This is a genomic window from Halapricum desulfuricans (assembly GCF_017094465.1).
GTDB lineage: Archaea > Halobacteriota > Halobacteria > Halobacteriales > Haloarculaceae > Halapricum.
This window is the reverse complement of sequence record NZ_CP064791.1, coordinates 974,023-988,503: the sequence shown is the minus strand read 5'-3', so window position 1 is coordinate 988,503 and position 14,481 is coordinate 974,023. Positions and strand designations below refer to the sequence as shown.

16 protein-coding genes are annotated in these 14,481 nt (G+C 64.9%); 11 read left to right on the top strand and 5 right to left on the bottom strand.

The features are described 5' to 3' along the window. Window positions 1–2: 2 nt before the first annotated feature. Window positions 3–956 carry an S-layer glycoprotein N-glycosyltransferase AglJ gene (gene aglJ, locus HSEST_RS05080; protein ID WP_229122596.1) on the top strand — a complete coding sequence of 318 codons (954 nt, stop codon included), beginning with the start codon at window positions 3–5 and terminating at the stop codon, window positions 954–956. Here aglJ and HSEST_RS05075 read toward each other — a convergent pair. Next, complete coding sequence (locus tag HSEST_RS05075) at window positions 929–1,255, bottom strand: hypothetical protein (protein ID WP_229122594.1); 327 nt, start codon at window positions 1,253–1,255, stop codon at window positions 929–931. The genes aglJ and HSEST_RS05075 overlap by 28 nt on opposite strands. A gap of 77 nt (window positions 1,256–1,332) precedes the next feature. Next, entirely contained in the window at window positions 1,333–1,665 is a 333-nt protein-coding gene (locus tag HSEST_RS05070; protein WP_229122592.1) for a winged helix-turn-helix transcriptional regulator, read from the bottom strand. Window positions 1,666–1,807: 142 nt separating this feature from the next. Here HSEST_RS05070 and HSEST_RS05065 point away from each other — a divergent pair, with 142 nt between their 5' ends. Next, entirely contained in the window at window positions 1,808–2,227 is a 420-nt protein-coding gene (locus HSEST_RS05065) for a DoxX family protein (protein ID WP_229122590.1), read from the top strand. Between the two features lie 66 nt (window positions 2,228–2,293). Further along, on the top strand, window positions 2,294–4,030 hold the full coding sequence (locus HSEST_RS05060; RefSeq protein WP_229122588.1) for a rhomboid family intramembrane serine protease: 1,737 nt from the start codon (window positions 2,294–2,296) through the stop codon (window positions 4,028–4,030). A gap of 7 nt (window positions 4,031–4,037) precedes the next feature. Here HSEST_RS05060 and HSEST_RS05055 read toward each other — a convergent pair whose 3' ends face one another. Continuing rightward, window positions 4,038–4,661, bottom strand: coding sequence for an METTL5 family protein (locus tag HSEST_RS05055; protein WP_229122587.1), 624 nt, complete (start codon window positions 4,659–4,661; stop codon window positions 4,038–4,040). Between the two features lie 452 nt (window positions 4,662–5,113). Further along, window positions 5,114–5,464, bottom strand: coding sequence for a DsrE family protein (locus tag HSEST_RS05050; RefSeq protein ID WP_229122585.1), 351 nt, complete (start codon window positions 5,462–5,464; stop codon window positions 5,114–5,116). A 162-nt stretch (window positions 5,465–5,626) separates the two neighbouring features. On the opposite strand from HSEST_RS05050, the gene HSEST_RS05045 reads away from it, so the two are divergent. The 7 genes from HSEST_RS05045 (at window position 5,627) to HSEST_RS05015 (ending at window position 13,140) form a co-directional block, all read left to right on the top strand. After that, window positions 5,627–6,205: an NADPH-dependent FMN reductase gene (locus HSEST_RS05045; protein WP_229122583.1), complete on the top strand. Its 579-nt coding sequence runs from the start codon at window positions 5,627–5,629 to the stop codon at window positions 6,203–6,205. A 117-nt stretch (window positions 6,206–6,322) separates the two neighbouring features. Next, on the top strand, window positions 6,323–6,799 hold the full coding sequence (locus HSEST_RS05040; RefSeq protein WP_229122581.1) for a hypothetical protein: 477 nt from the start codon (window positions 6,323–6,325) through the stop codon (window positions 6,797–6,799). Window positions 6,800–6,871: 72 nt separating this feature from the next. Further along, complete coding sequence (locus HSEST_RS05035) at window positions 6,872–7,480, top strand: YIP1 family protein (protein ID WP_229122579.1); 609 nt, start codon at window positions 6,872–6,874, stop codon at window positions 7,478–7,480. Between the two features lie 61 nt (window positions 7,481–7,541). After that, window positions 7,542–9,731, top strand: a complete 2,190-nt coding sequence (locus tag HSEST_RS05030; protein ID WP_229122577.1) for a DHH family phosphoesterase — start codon at window positions 7,542–7,544, stop codon at window positions 9,729–9,731. Window positions 9,732–9,942: 211 nt separating this feature from the next. Then, window positions 9,943–11,439 (top strand): NAD(P)/FAD-dependent oxidoreductase, encoded by a 1,497-nt coding sequence (locus tag HSEST_RS05025; RefSeq protein ID WP_229122576.1) that lies wholly within the window; start codon window positions 9,943–9,945, stop codon window positions 11,437–11,439. Beyond that, complete coding sequence (locus tag HSEST_RS05020; protein WP_229122574.1) at window positions 11,432–12,751, top strand: NAD(P)/FAD-dependent oxidoreductase; 1,320 nt, start codon at window positions 11,432–11,434, stop codon at window positions 12,749–12,751. The genes HSEST_RS05025 and HSEST_RS05020 overlap by 8 nt, the downstream gene beginning before the upstream one ends. Beyond that, a complete protein-coding gene (locus tag HSEST_RS05015; RefSeq protein WP_229122572.1) occupies window positions 12,748–13,140 on the top strand; it encodes a DUF1667 domain-containing protein in 393 nt (130 codons plus the stop codon). Before HSEST_RS05020 ends, HSEST_RS05015 begins: the two co-directional genes overlap by 4 nt. Before the next feature lie 111 nt (window positions 13,141–13,251). Here the strand turns inward: HSEST_RS05015 and HSEST_RS05010 are convergent, their stop codons facing one another. Then, on the bottom strand, window positions 13,252–13,797 hold the full coding sequence (locus HSEST_RS05010; protein WP_229122571.1) for a hypothetical protein: 546 nt from the start codon (window positions 13,795–13,797) through the stop codon (window positions 13,252–13,254). A 124-nt stretch (window positions 13,798–13,921) separates the two neighbouring features. Between HSEST_RS05010 and HSEST_RS05005 the strand changes: the two genes are divergently transcribed. Continuing rightward, the gene (locus HSEST_RS05005) at window positions 13,922–14,449 is read left to right on the top strand and encodes a hypothetical protein (RefSeq protein ID WP_229122569.1); all 528 of its coding nucleotides are present in this window, start codon (window positions 13,922–13,924) and stop codon (window positions 14,447–14,449) included. Window positions 14,450–14,481: the final 32 nt, after the last annotated feature.

The following is a 14,481-nucleotide window of genomic DNA, read 5'->3' as shown; positions in this document are numbered from 1 at the left end:
TAATGGGCGACTGGAGCGACGTCTGCGTGCTGGTGCCGACCTACAACGAAGCGGCAGCCATCGGCGACGTCCTCACCGGGTTCCGCGAGCAGGGCTTCGAGCACATACTGGTGATCGACGGCGGCTCGACCGACGGCACCCGGGATATCGCCCGCGAGCACGGCGTCGAAGTGCGCCGCCAGAGCGGCTCCGGAAAGGGACAGGCGGTCCGGGAAGCCATCTCGCTGATCGACCAGCCGTACGTCCTGCTGGTCGACGGGGACGCGACGTATCGCCCGGAAGACGCCCCGGTGATGCTCGACCCCCTGGTCGACGGTGAGGCCGAACACGTCATCGGGAACCGCTTCGCCGACATGGAAGCTGGCGCGATGTCCCGTCTCAACAGGGCCGGAAATCGGCTCATCAACGCCGCATTCCGGTCCGTTCACGGCCGTGATTTCGCCGACATTCTCAGCGGGTATCGTGCGTTCACGACCGAGTCGGCGCGGCGATTCGCCCTGACGGCCGACGGGTTCGGAATCGAGACCGAGATGGCCGTCGAGTGCGTGAAACACAACGTGCCGACCGAGGTCGTTCCGATAACCTACCAGCGACGGCCGGAAGGTGCGGATACGAATCTCAGCCCCTTCCGGGACGGGGCGGTGATCCTGCTCACGCTGTATCGCATGGCGAAGACGAACAACCCGCTGTTTTACTTCGGGAGCATCGGCGGACTGTCCATGTTGGCCGGTATCGGACTGGGCGTGTACGTTGCCGTAGAATGGTTCACGCGGAACGTCTCTCACGAGGTGATCGCGGTACTGGCGACGCTGGCGATCATATTCGGCGTACAACTGCTGATCTTCGGCGTGCTCTCGGATATGATCGTGACGCTACACCGCGAACAGCTCCACTTCATCGAGCGGATCGCAAGCGAAGACGACTCGGATCAGAACGGGACCAGCGACCGCAACTGACTGAGTAGCCCGCGCGGTGAACTCCTGCGCTCCTCGAAGGCGGGGTAGAGGGCATCGAGCAGGTCCTGCTTCGATTCGAACCGGTCGCGGTCGAGTTCCGAAAGTACCTCCGCGAGCTGGACCGTGCGGCCCGCGGCGTCGTATGGAACCGACTGGTCGCCCAGTTTTTCGATGACGGTCCCGCGGTCGGTCGGAAACGACAGGTCCGCCTCCGACAGCGTCCCGTCGAGTGCAGCGATCCCGAACTCGACCGATTCCGGCTCGCTCAGGTCGTCGTCCGCAGGTGGCCGTACTCCCATCACGCGAGTTCACGAACCCGAGCGTTGAAAAACCTGCGTTGCCGTGCGTGCCGAAAGACGCGATTACGGCGGGAGTATCAGCTCTCCAGCCACTCCTGTCCCCACGAGTCGATCGCATCGAAAACGGGACACAGTGACTTGCCCTTCTCCGTCAACTCGTAGTAGGTCGCGACCGGTGCGTCCTCTTCGAGCCGCCGCGTGACGAACCCCTGCTCCTGGAGGTCGTCGAGAACGCGCGAGAGCGTCCGCGCGCTGGCGTCGGTCGCCCGTTTGAGTTCGTTGAACCGTCGCTCGCCGCTCTGTAGCTCGTGTAACACGACGAGCCGCCACTCCGAGCCGATCTGCTCGATCGTTTCGACGACCGGACACGGTCCCGACTGCTCGTCCGTGGTAGTGAGTTCCGATGACATCGGGGTTATCCGGTGACATCTATGTCCGCGAAGCGATAAATGGGTTCGGATACGAACTAGGTACTGTCGTGATAGTCGCTATCTCGAATCTGCCGCGAGTCGTATCGAACGAAGCACAGTCCCTCTCCGGAGGTGTCGCCTGATGGCGTTCGAATCGGCCGGTTCCGGCGAGGTGTTCCTGCTCGCTCGTGCCCTGTTCGGGCTCGTGCTGGCGTTTACCGGGCTCAACCACCTGCTCGATGCGGAGGGGATGATCGGCTACAGCAAAGCCAAGGGCATCCCTGCCGCGGAGTTTCTGGTCCCGGCGACTGGCGTCCAGTTGATCGCCGGCGGAGTCGCGATCGCGATCGGCGCGTTCCCGGTCGTCGCAGCGGGTGCGATCGCCGTGTTCCTGCTCGTCGCGACGCCGACGATGCACGACTTCTGGGCCGTCCCCGAGGAGCAGCGACAGAGCGAGATGACGAGTTTCCTGAAAAACGCCACGCTGCTTGGCGGTGCGCTGGCGTTTCTGGCGCTCGGTAGCGTCGAGTGGCCGTACGCCGTCGGCATCGGACTGTTCTGAGATCGGCCTGCGGACCGTCATCTAATACACGGGAATATAAGCAGGCCGGACACACACTTCTCTGGTATGTCCGGCTGGCTGACTGCGCCGGTGCCCGTGCAGGCTGGGATCGACACGATTATCGAGGCACCGCCGTGGCCGATGCAACTGCTCGTCGTCGCTGTCGCCGTCGGGTCCGGGCTGGTCTGTTATCGGCTGGCCGACCCCGGCGGTGAGTGGATGCGTCGGCTCCGATCCCGGCTATTGCTGGGCGCTCCCTGGGGGACCGTCCTGACCGCGGTATTCCTGCTTGGGATGTTCCTGTTCGTCCAGGGCGCCTACAGCGGTAACCCCTTCGATCCGCGGCAACCGGTCACGTACGCGTTCACTGCCTGGTCCTACGAGTATCCTCTGGGCGTTCTCGCCGCGCCGTTTAGTCACGCGAACCTCGCACACCTCCGCGGGAACGTCATCTCGCTGCTCGTGTTCGGATCGATCGCCGAGTACGGCTACAGCCACTTCCGGCCGGGCAGGGGCACACAGATCGAGTATCTGTCCCGACGGAGTCCCTACGTTCGACCCTTGCTGTTCGCCGGCGCGATGGGACTCGTCGGAGTCGCGACCTCGGCGTTCGTCCCGGGGCCGATCATCGGCTTTTCGGGGGTCGTCTACGCGCTGGCCGGGTTCGCGCTGGTCGTCCGCCCGCTGACGGCCGTCGTCGGGCTGCTGCTGTCTGACATGCTCGGGACGCTCTATACTGCCTTCACGAGTCCGGTGACGACACATTCGCCCGGCATCGGATATTACGGCGTCTGGTTCGCGGACATCGCCGTGACCGGGCATCTCCTCGGGTTCCTGCTCGGTGTGTTGCTGGGGATCGCGCTGTGGTATCGGCGCGGGGATCGACCCTCCGCACCACGCGTCTGGTTTGCGGCCGTGCTGTTCGGAGTTATACAACAGCTGTGGCTGGCGTATCTGCCGCTCGGGAACGGCCGGTACGCCCTCTTTCGAGGAATCGGTATCGCCTTCGTCTTCCTGCTCGGGGCGGCAATCGTTGCGACGGCGCGCCGGTCGTCTCGTCCCTCGATCCCGTGGCCGTCACGGGCCCCAGAGCGACTGCGCGAGGAACTCCCGTCACGCGGCCAGGCGGCAGCCGGCGTGCTCGTGATGACCGTCCTCACGCTCGCGCTCGCCGGCGTCGTCGTCCACCTCCAGACCGTCGAATCGACTGAGCTCCCGAACGATCCTGTCGAAGTTCGTGACTACCAGGTCGGCTACTCGGAAAACGTGACCAACCAGCTCTACGCGATGGTCGACATTCCGGGCCTCGAGCAGGTGACCTCAGTCGATTCGAGCGGCGTGATCGTTTACAGCGAGCGCCGCAACGTCTGGCAACTCGCGACCTCGAAATCGCGGCTCGCGTCCACCGGGTACACGGAGGTCACGGTCGGGGGCGTCGGCTGGCGCGAGACCGTCGGCGTCTCGCGCACCGGATGGTCTGTCGTCGGTGGTAACCGGACCTATCGCGTCCAGCTTCACCCGCCGGACGAACCGTCGCGAGTGGCGTTCACGTCCGGGCCGGCACGGGCCGACGCGACGATCGCGAACCGAACGATAACGCTACAGCCGGCCGACACTGACTTCGAGGTCGCCATTCGACAGCACAACGAAACAATCGGCGTCGGGGCCCTGCCGGAAACGGGATCGAACACGACTGTCGGTGCGATCAGGTTCGAGCGCGACGGCAGAGATCTCTACGCGAACTACGACGGCACACGCGTCCGGGTCGCACAGAAGAACGTGCCGCCGACCCGGAGAGACTGATGTCTCGCTACTGACCCCACTCGATCCGGAACGCCTCGGCGTCGATCACCTCGGTCCCGGACTCGTGAAAGTCGAACTGGTGTGGAATATCGAGTTCGACCGCGAACGCGTGGGTGACGTCCCCGCCGTTGTCCGCCGCGAACGACTCGACAAACGACTGGCTGCCCTCGTTGTGGATCGAGTAGGAAACGGTCGCAATCTCGCTTGCCGTCTCCAGAAACGCGCGGTCGGCGTGTTCGTTGCCGTCCTGGGCGCCAAAGGGCGGGTTCATCACGACCGTCGCGTTCTCGACCGACAGCGGTAGCTTCGTGGCGTCTGCGCGGACCCAGTCGACGGCACTGGTCGTTCCGACGCGGCGTTCGTTGTCCCGGGCCGTCGCCAGCGGGGCCGCGTCGAGGTCTACCCCGACGACCCGCCGCGGCCCGCGCAACGCGGCCGCCAGCGCGAGCATGCCCGTCCCGCAACCGAGATCGACCACCGTCCGTCCCTCGATGTCACCCTGCAGATCCGCCGTATGGATCAGACTCGCAGCGACTTCCGGGGGCGTCCGGTACTGTTCGAGTGGGGCCCGCGGATCGTCGAACCCGGCAACGACGCCCAACTGCTGGGCGAGCGCGCTCTTTGTGACCATCATCGAGGATACACAGTGCGCATTGAAAATTCTGTCGTATGCGCAGCGATAATCCGGGCTTGCGCGATTGCGGGGATCGTTACCCGATCGTGATCACTTTGTCGGCGTTCTCGACGACGGCCAGACAGTCGCTCGTGAAGTACCCCGCGCACAGTGGCGCGGGGCTTCGCCGTTTAGGACCGCACTGCACCAGCAGGCGAATTTAATTCCCTCCGACCTTCCCCAGTGAAGGGGTCGGCTCCGGATTAATACCCGAACACACGAGGTGTGTCCGTGGAGGTCGGTCGCTCCACCACGACCCGACAACTCCCGTCTCACCCACCATAGCGGCGGGGTTTTGAGAGGAGTCGCATTTCCAGGTCCGTGACACGGCCAGCGCGGAATTGAGGTCTTCAATTCTGCCTTTAGAGATTGTTTTCTGACCGTTACTATTACGTAGTCACTCTGTCGTATTAATTGTTTGGATTACTGCACGGGGTGACGCGCTTCACCCCCCGACCACGGTGGGTCGGGGTACTCGCGCTGTTCCCTTTTATAGAGCCACGCGGACGCAGCTCGTCGGCTTCGAGATCGCGCGAGTCCATACAGGTACCACAGGCTAACAGTTCGCCGTCGTTGAGTGTGTACTTGCGTATCGCGCCGTGCGGGTTCAACTTCGGGTGTTCGAGATCGGGCGCCTCGACACCGTCACCGAGGAGAAACGTCTCGACCGAGTGACCGTCTTCTATCGCCGTGTTCGCGAGCCGGAAGCCGTTCCAGACCTTTTCCGGATCGTTCGTCTCGACGATGATGCCCAGGTCCATACCGAGGTTGGCACTCGCCACCGACTTGATAGTGGCGGGTTGCCCCCTCGGTGAGTTCGCCACCACCGGAGGGCGAGCGTCTGCGCGGAAGCGTGGTCCCCCGGACAGCGTGTTTCGCCGTCATCGGGGGCTTCTTTGTGACGGTGCGAGTAGGAGGTGCCTATGACCGATCCACACGTCGCCGCAGTCGCGGGGAGCCTCCGCGAGGACAGCTATACGCGGCTCGCACTGAAGCGCGCGCTACAGGAAGCCGGGGCGGCCGGCGCGAGTACGGATCTGATCGACCTTCGCGAACTCGAACTCCCGGTCTTCGACGCGGACGCCCGAGAGGCCGGCGACGCGCCCGAACTCAAACGGCGGATCCGCGAGGCGGACTCGATTCTGCTGGGGACGCCCGTCTATCACGGCTCCTACGCCGCGCCGCTGAAGAACGCGCTGGACTACTGTGGGTTCGACGAGTTTGAGAAAAAGACCGTGGGGCTGCTCGCGGTCGCCGGCGGGTCGTTCCCGATCACCGCGCTGGATCACCTGCGGTCGGTCTGTCGGGCGCTGGACTGCTGGGTGATCCCCCATCAGGCGGCCGTTCCGCGAGCCAGTAGCGCGATCGAGGACGGCGAGTTCGTCGATAGCGACCTGGAGTCGCGCGTGGCGACGCTGGGTGCGGACGCCGTCCGGTACGCGAACATCGGACCCGAACCGCCGTCGTTCGAGAGCGAGGAAAACGTCGGCGCCGGCGATTAACCGTCACGGCTCGTGTGCCGTGCGAACTGAGGAGGGCTCGTCGAGCGACGATTCGACCAGCCGGGCCTGCCGATATCGGGCAGAAAGGGACTTTCCGGCCCAGCACGTACGTCAGCCATGGAAAACGGAACAGTCAGCGAGCGACTCGAGACATACAGAGAGCGGTTCGACGCGGTCGACAGGGCCATCGCCCAGGCGATGGAGCGATGGAGCATCCCGATGCTCCGGGCCTCCGTTGGCGTCGTGTTCATCTGGTTCGGCGCGCTGAAAGTGCTCGACGTCAGCCCGGCGGCGGAGCTGGTCGCGTCCACCGTCTACGTCGTGCCGCCGGAAGTGTTCGTCCCCGTGCTCGGCGTCTGGGAGATGCTCATCGGGCTCTTCCTGCTCTACCGGCCGCTGATCCGGGCCGGGATCTTCCTGCTCTTTCTGCAGCTGCCCGGGACGTTCCTGCCGCTCGTGCTCCTGCCCGAGGTCGTCTACACGACCGCTCCCTACGCGCTGACCGTTGAGGGCCAGTACATCGTCAAGAACCTCGTCATCATCGGCGCCGCGCTCGCGATCGGGAGCACGGTCAGGAGCAACGCGCAACGGTAGCGCGTCCGCCCGTCTCGCGAGCGGACGGCCGGTTTCCAAACGGACAAATCACCGCCGCTGCAAGGGACGGGCGTGACACAGTGGATCAAGGATCCGGAGGGCGGGCGCGACCGGGGGCCGCGAGCGATCGCTCGCGCCTGGTTCGAGGTTCTGACGGCACCGCGGCGGTTCTTCCGGGCGGGCGTCGCCCCGGCCGATCAGGCTCCGGGGCTGTTTTTCCTCATGAGCGTCGTGCTGTTCGCCGAAGGGGGGCGGTACCTGCTCGCCGGCGCCGCGCCCGCAGTCGGGAGCCATCCGGTCGCCGGCCCGGTGCTGGCGCTGTTGCTGACGGTGGTACTCGTCGCGCCGGTCGCGTTGCACCTGCTGGTCGCGCTGCAGGTACTCGTCCTGATGGGGCTAGTCCCCGATCGGGCGGGCGTCAGCGAGACTGTCCAGGTGCTCGCGTACGCGAGCGCGCCGTGTGTCGTCGCGGGCGTCCCGATCCCGGCAGTCAGACTGCTGTGTACAGTATACGGGTTCGTGTTGCTGGTCGTCGGTCTCGCCGTCGTCCACGGGACGAACTACCGGCGGGCGACCGTGGCCGCGATCCCGACGGCTGCGATCGGGTTCGGATACGGCTTCCGCGGGTTCGAAGCCGCGAGCAAAGTCCTTAGAGCGTCAGTCGAATTGCTCGCGTTCTGAGCGGTCGATGGGCGGAACTGATTCGACAACAGTTTTAATCCGGGTGCATTTGTTCAGATCAATGGGTTCGTGCATCATTTGCGGCAAATCTGTTGACGGTAAGATCTGCGACATTCACCAAGAGGACGTCGCATTCGAGTTTCGAGGATCGAGTCCCGATCAGTTGACATCCGGCCGCTACTACAAGGGGACGGTCGACGGCTTCGCCGAGTTCGGCGTCTTCGTCGACGTCGGCGACAGCGTGACGGGACTGCTCCACGAAAGCGAGCTGGACGGCCGGCTCGACAACCTCGAATGGGAGCCCGGTGACGCAGTCTACGTCCAGGTGAAAAACGTCAGAGACAACGGTAACATCGACCTCGGCTGGTCGATCCGCCAGTCCGACCGGGAGTTCCGCGGGAAGTTGATCGACGACCCCGCGTTCGACGAGCCGAAACACCCCAAAGAGATCGACGGCAGCGCGCCGGACACAGGCGACACGTCGGACGCGTCCGAGTCGGAGCAGACGGCCGCGGACGCGTCGTCTGACGAAGCAGCGGAGGCTGTCACTGCATCGAAGACAGAGACGGCGTCGGAACAGAGCGACGAGCCGTCCGGCCGTCCCGAAGCGGGTGGCGTCCGGACGCGACAGGCCGATTCGGACGGGCCCGAGGCAGGCGAGACGCGGACCGCAGCCGAGACAGTCGCGTCCGAGGAAGCCGACGAGGCGCCGCTCGTGACGGTCGACTCCCTCGGGGATCGCATCGGCGAAACGGTACGACTGGAAGGGAAGATCGAGAGCGCGCGCCAGACCAGCGGGCCGACGGTGTTCGAACTCGCCGACGGCACCGGCACAGTCGACTGCGCTGCCTTCGAGGAGGCGGGCGTCCGAGCGTATCCGGACATCGGCGAAGACGACGTCGTTCGCCTGTCCGGCGAGGTCCGAGAGCGCCGCGGGGAACTGCAGGTCGAGACCGAGCAACTCACCGCGCTCGAAGACGACGAACGCGAGACGGTTCGCGAACGGATGGAGGCGGCACTGACGGAGAAGGCCCGACCTGGCGCGCTGGACCTGCTCGCCGAGGACGAGATGTTGTCGAGCCTTTCGGAGTCGTTCCGCGACGCGGCCGGCGAGATCCGGCGTGCCGTCTTCGAGGAGCGGCCGGTCATCGTCCGCCACAGCGCGACCGCGGACGGCTATGTCGCCGGTGCGGCGATCGAGCGTGCGACGCTCCCGCTGATCCGCGAGGAACACTCCCGCTCGGACGCCGAGTATCACTACTTCGATCGTCGGCCACTCGAGGGCGACGTCTACGAAATGGGCGATGCGACCAAGGACGTCACGACGATGCTCGGCAACCGTGAGCGCCACGACGAGCAACTGCCGCTGTACGTGTTCGTCGCGGTCGGCGGCACGCGCGAGTCGCTGGACGGACTGGAGTTCCTCGATGTGTACGACGCGCCGCGCGTGGTGATCGACACCGTCGCCGAGCCGGAGATCGCCGACGAGGTCGAGACGGTCGTCAGCCCCGATGCCGATCCCGCGACGCTGACGACGGTGGATGGCCAACTCGACGGGCCGACGACGGCAGCGATCGCGGCAAACGTCGCGACACACGTCAACGAGGACGTCCGCGAGGACCTGCTGCATCTGCCGGCGGTGAGCTTCTGGGAGGAACCGCCCGAAGCGTACGCCGAGGCCGCACGACAGGCAGGCTACGAGAGCGACACGCTCGCGGACATCCGGGACGCCGTCGCGCTGGAGGCGTACTACCAGTCCTACGAGGACAAACGACAGCTGATCGCCGACCTGCTCTTTGCGGGGCGGGCGAGCGACGTGGCCGACGACGAGGCGCGCGGGCTCGCGGGCCACGTCAGCGAACAGTTCCGCTCGAAACTGGAGACCGCCGTCGAGACCGCCGAGGCGAACGTCGATCGCCGGACGGTCGACGGCGTCGAGGTCGCCGTCCTCGACACCGAAGCGTTCACCCACCGCTTTGATTTCCCGCCGGAGACGCTGCTGCTCGACGAACTGCTCCGACAGCTGCGCAGTGACGTCGACGCGATCGTCGGCATCGGCGAGGACGACCTGCACCTTCGAAGCGAGCACGCTCTGGACGTGCGCACCGTCGCGACCCGGATCGACGAAGCAGTCCCGGACGCCGGAGTCGAGGCACAGAGCAGCCGCTCCCAGCAGATCGCGTTCCTCGCCGGTCGGCGGGACGCCGTGCTCGATGCCGCGCTGGAGACAGTTGCCGGTCAGCTAGCCTGATTGGCATCCTCGGATTTGCGGTTTGGACCGCGATTCGTCCGTAGACCGCTCGTTCTCGGTCAGAAATGATTGTTTACTGGTTTCTGGGAATCGCCGATAAAGAATTTACTGTCGGATTCGTCAATACATTTGGAGCAGCGACGCTGCGCCGGCCATGGATGGCATCGCCACGTTGACTCAATCTGGCGGAGCGTCGCTCGGAGCATACACCATGCAATCACAAACGGATGTGGTGGTCGTCGGCGGTGGGGTGACCGGGACGGCCATCGCACGGGAACTGTCGCGGTACCAACTCGACGTCGTACTGGTGGAGAAATCCCCCGACGTCTGCACCGGGACGAGCAAGGCGAACACGGCTCTGATCCACGCCGGGTTCAACGCCGACCCGGACAAACAGAAAGGGCGGCTGAACGTCCGGGGTAACGAACTGTATCACGAGCGGATTCAGCACGAACTGGACGTGCCGATCGAGTGGCGCGGGGCGATGGTCGTCGCGACCGACGAGAGCGAACGGCCGAAACTCGAAGAACTCCTCGCGAAGGGGCAGGACAACGGCGTCGATGGACTGGAGATCCTCGAACGCGAGCAACTCCTCGAGAAGGAACCGCACCTGACCGACGACGCCGTGGCCGCGCTATGGGCCCCGACGGCCGGAATCGTCAATCCCTTCGAGCTGACCGTCGGGTTCGCCAACAACGCCGTCGAGAACGGGGCGAGCGTCGAGCTCGAAGCCGAAGTGACCGACATCACGAAGACTGATGAGGGGTTCACTGTCGAAACCGCGAAAGGCGAGATCGACGCCGACATCGTGATCAACGCGGCCGGGCTGTACGCCGACGAGGTCTCGAAGATGGTCGGCGTCGACGACTTCGAAATCACGCCCCGGCGCGGGGAGTACTACCTCTACGACAAGCAGTTCGACATCGATATCGACACGACGATCTTCCCCGTGCCGACCGAAGTCACGAAGGGGATCGTCGTGACGCCGACCGACGAGGAAAACCTGCTGATCGGCCCCAACGCCCAGGAGATCGACGATAAGCGCGACAAGGCGACGACCCGACAGGGGCTCGACAAGGTCCTCGAGGGCGCACAGAAGACGGTCCCGGACCTGACCAAACAGGACGTCATCAAGGAGTTTGCCGGGTTGCGGCCGGCGATCAAGGAGACCGGCGATTTCCGGATCCAGATCGAAGAGGAGGTGCCAGGGTTTATCAACGCAGCCGGGATCCAGTCGCCCGGGCTGGCCTCGGCTCCGGCGACCGCCGAACTGGTCGTCGACCTCGTCGAAGAGGTGCGTGGCGACCTCGAGGAGGATCCGGCGTTCGACCCCAATTACAGCGGCCCGCCGAAAGTCCGGCACATGAGCCACGAGGAGCGGGCGGCACTGATCGAGGAAGACCCCCGCTACGGGCAGATCATCTGTCGGTGCGAGACCGTCACGGAGGGCGAGATCCGTGACGCGATCAACCAGCCCGTCCCCGCACAGACGGTCAACGCGATCAAGCGCCGGGTCAGGCCCGGCGCCGGCCGGTGTCAGGGCGGGTTCTGTGGCCCGCGCGTCATCGAGATCCTCTCCGAGGAACTCGACGTTCCCATGACAGAAATCAAACTCGAGGAAGAAGGGTCGGAGCTGCTAACCGACGAGATCAAACAGCCACTGCTGGAGAAGTCCCGCGAGGGCTCGGAGGTGAACGCCGATGACTGAAAGCCGACAGGCAGTTACCGGTGACCTCGACGCGATGCGTCGAGAAGAACACGACCTGGTTGTGGTCGGCGGCGGTCCCGCCGGACTGGGGGCCGCACAGGCTGCCTACGACGAGGGTGTCGACGACATCGTGATCCTCGAACGCGACTTCGAACTCGGCGGCATCCTCCAGCAGTGTGTCCACCCCGGCTTCGGGCTGGAGTACTTCGAGGAGGAGCTGACGGGGCCGGAGTACGCCCAGCAGTTCATCGAGAACGTCGCCGAGCGCGGCGTCGATATCCGGCTGGACACGATGGTGCTTGAGGTCACTCACGACCGGACCGTCTACGCCGTCAACGACGAGGACGGCGTGACCGAGATCGACGCCGAGAAAGTGATCCTCGCGATGGGCTGTCGCGAGCGGACGCGGGACGCGCTGGACATCCCCGGCTCGCGGCCGGCCGGCATCTTCACCGCGGGGACCGCCCAGCGGCTGATCAACATGGAGGGAAAACTGCCCGGCGAGAAGGCCGTCATCCTCGGCTCCGGCGACGTCGGGCTCATCATGGCCCGTCACATGCACCTCGAAGGTGCCGAGGTCGAGGCCGTGCTCGAGATCATGCCCTACACGGGCGGGATCACTCGCAACGTCGTCCAGTGTCTGGAGGACTTCGACATCCCGCTTCGTACCCAGCAGACGATCACGGAGATCCACGGGAACGACCGCGTCGAGGGGGTCACCGTCCAAGAGGTCGACGAGGACTTCGAACCGATCCCGGGGACCGAATACGAGATCGAGTGTGACACCATACTGCTCTCGGTCGGGTTGATCCCCGAGAACGAACTGTCGGTCGACGCCGGCGTCGAGTTACACTCGGTGACCGGCGGGCCGATCGTCGACGAGACGCGCGAGACCAACGTCGAGGACATCTACGCCTGCGGGAACGTCCTGCACGTCCACGACGTGGTCGACTGGGTCACCGAGGAGAGCATGATCGCCGGTCGCAGTGCCGCCCGGTCGTTGCAGGATCGCGTCGAGACCCGCGAGGAACCGATCGAGATCGAAAGCACGGGGAAACTGCGCTACGTCGTCCCGGACCGGATCTCGACGGTCGATCCCGACCGCGAGGAGATCCCGCTGTACATGCGCGTCCACGCGCCGATGGAGGACGTGTTCGTCACGCTCTCCTCGGGCGGCGAGCAGCTGGCCCGGACCTTCGAACGGCGGGCCGAACCCGGCGAGATGGTCACGCTGAACGTCGACAGCGATACTCTCGCGGAGTTGCCCGAGCCGCGGCTCGAACTGGATGTCGTTCAACGGGAGGAAGCATGACCGAAACTGTCGAAATTACGTGTATCAGGTGCCCGATCGGCTGTGAGATCGAACTGGAAGTCGAGGACGGCGAGATCCTCTCGATGGAGGGGGCTGGCTGTATCCAGGGTGAAGACTACGCCAGAGAGGAGTACCGCAATCCGACCAGAGTGCTGCCCACGACGGTGCGCGTCAAAGGCGGCGTGTTGCCGTACGTGCCAGTGAAGACGGCCGAACCGATCCCGAAAGGGGAACTCGAGGCCGCCGTCAAGGAACTCGCCACCGTCGAGGTCGAGGCCCCGATCGAACTCGGCGACGTGGTCTTCGAAGACGTCTGTGGAACCGGCGTGGATATCGTCGCGACGCGTGACCTGCCGGCCAAAGAATCGGACCCGCTGGCGGCCGACTAACGTACGGGCCCCTAGGGGGCTATCCACCCCGTCCTACAGGGCGGGGCTTTCTCCTCGCACTGCCGTAACACGGCAGTCACATTCGGAAACACAGACGTACGACAGTCCGTATTAGTGAAATCCGCGGGTCACGTTCTCGTCGATGAGATCCTCGAGTTCGGCGTCGAGCAACTGTTCAGCCTCCTCGAAGGTGTCGGTGAGATCGGTCATCGGATCGGGGCGGTCGTAGGTGTCGAACTCCATCGGGCCGTAAGCTGGACTGTCGAGCGTGTCCATAACGTCTTCAAACAGCGCCTCCGGGGTCGTCGGGGCCTCGGCGTGGGTCTCCAGTACCGTCTCCAGGTGTCTGGCCTTGCGTTCGGCCTCATCTTCGTCTTCGATCGGTTGCTGAACGCCGAACAGACCGCTTCCCGCTTCGGGGAACAGCGGCTCGATCTCGTCGTCGATCCGTCGTGCGACCTGCGCGCCGACGCCCTGCACCTCGTAGGGATTTTTCGCGTAGGTTTTGAGCTGATAGACCCCGCTTGAGGGATGGGCGAGATAGAGATCCTCCCCGATCCCGGATCGGCGATCACCGCCGACTGCTCGCCACTGGTCGGGGTCGCTGTCGCTCTCGACGACGTCCTCGAGAATGTCCTGCCAGTCGCGAACGCGCATACCCGTGTCGTTGTGGCCGGTTCAGAATGAAGATGTCGATCCGCGAAACACTCAATACGCGAAATGTGGGCGGATCGGAACGGTGATAGCAATCTCTATGGGCCCCGGACGACGAGACGCGGGCATGTCGGACATCGAGGGGCGTCGCTGGGCGATCGGTGTCTTCGGGCCGATCGTACTGCTGGTCGGGATCGTCGTGGTGGGCTATGTCGGCCTGTTTCTCGCCCCCGGCGGCCCCTGTGCGGACACCGCGGATCTCACCGCGCCGGACGCCGAGTTCACCGTCGCCTCGAACGGGTCGGCGGTGGTCGTCGTCCACACCGGCAACAGGACGGTCGGCGGGGCGACGACCGACCGAGTCGTCGTCTCGGTCCGGAACGGGGAAAGTCCCGACACTGCAAGCCGCGAGTGGATCGGTGCTGAGGGAACCATCGAGCACGGGGACACGCTGACGATCACAGCCGAGGAAATCGGCTTCGAGCTAACCGAGCAAGACCGCGTGACCGTCCAGTGGTACGGGGTCGATCCCGACGTGGCTGGCTTCTGTCCGAACGGGCGCGCCTACCGCGAATTGACTGTCGTCCGACTGGAAAACGCCTCGACGCTCGTTGAGACAAATACGACGAGCGGTCAAACCCACCCGACAGAATAGTCCATCAGGCGCACCAGATGCGCCGAAACTCG

What these genes read in the sequence shown, in the direction of transcription:
- HSEST_RS05045 (WP_229122583.1), top strand. Translation starts at nt 5,627, where the DNA reads ATGACCGATCCACACGTCGCCGCAGTCGCGGGGAGCCTCCGCGAGGAC.
- HSEST_RS05015 (WP_229122572.1), top strand. Translation starts at nt 12,748, where the DNA reads ATGACCGAAACTGTCGAAATTACGTGTATCAGGTGCCCGATCGGCTGT.
- HSEST_RS05055 (WP_229122587.1), bottom strand. Translation starts at nt 4,661, where the DNA reads ATGGTCACAAAGAGCGCGCTCGCCCAGCAGTTGGGCGTCGTTGCCGGG.
- HSEST_RS05065 (WP_229122590.1), top strand. Translation starts at nt 1,808, where the DNA reads ATGGCGTTCGAATCGGCCGGTTCCGGCGAGGTGTTCCTGCTCGCTCGT.
- HSEST_RS05060 (WP_229122588.1), top strand. Translation starts at nt 2,294, where the DNA reads ATGTCCGGCTGGCTGACTGCGCCGGTGCCCGTGCAGGCTGGGATCGAC.
- HSEST_RS05005 (WP_229122569.1), top strand. Translation starts at nt 13,922, where the DNA reads ATGTCGGACATCGAGGGGCGTCGCTGGGCGATCGGTGTCTTCGGGCCG.
- HSEST_RS05050 (WP_229122585.1), bottom strand. Translation starts at nt 5,464, where the DNA reads ATGGACCTGGGCATCATCGTCGAGACGAACGATCCGGAAAAGGTCTGG.
- HSEST_RS05040 (WP_229122581.1), top strand. Translation starts at nt 6,323, where the DNA reads ATGGAAAACGGAACAGTCAGCGAGCGACTCGAGACATACAGAGAGCGG.
- HSEST_RS05010 (WP_229122571.1), bottom strand. Translation starts at nt 13,797, where the DNA reads ATGCGCGTTCGCGACTGGCAGGACATTCTCGAGGACGTCGTCGAGAGC.
- HSEST_RS05030 (WP_229122577.1), top strand. Translation starts at nt 7,542, where the DNA reads ATGGGTTCGTGCATCATTTGCGGCAAATCTGTTGACGGTAAGATCTGC.
- HSEST_RS05020 (WP_229122574.1), top strand. Translation starts at nt 11,432, where the DNA reads ATGACTGAAAGCCGACAGGCAGTTACCGGTGACCTCGACGCGATGCGT.
- HSEST_RS05070 (WP_229122592.1), bottom strand. Translation starts at nt 1,665, where the DNA reads ATGTCATCGGAACTCACTACCACGGACGAGCAGTCGGGACCGTGTCCG.
- aglJ (WP_229122596.1), top strand. Translation starts at nt 3, where the DNA reads ATGGGCGACTGGAGCGACGTCTGCGTGCTGGTGCCGACCTACAACGAA.
- HSEST_RS05075 (WP_229122594.1), bottom strand. Translation starts at nt 1,255, where the DNA reads ATGGGAGTACGGCCACCTGCGGACGACGACCTGAGCGAGCCGGAATCG.
- HSEST_RS05025 (WP_229122576.1), top strand. Translation starts at nt 9,943, where the DNA reads ATGCAATCACAAACGGATGTGGTGGTCGTCGGCGGTGGGGTGACCGGG.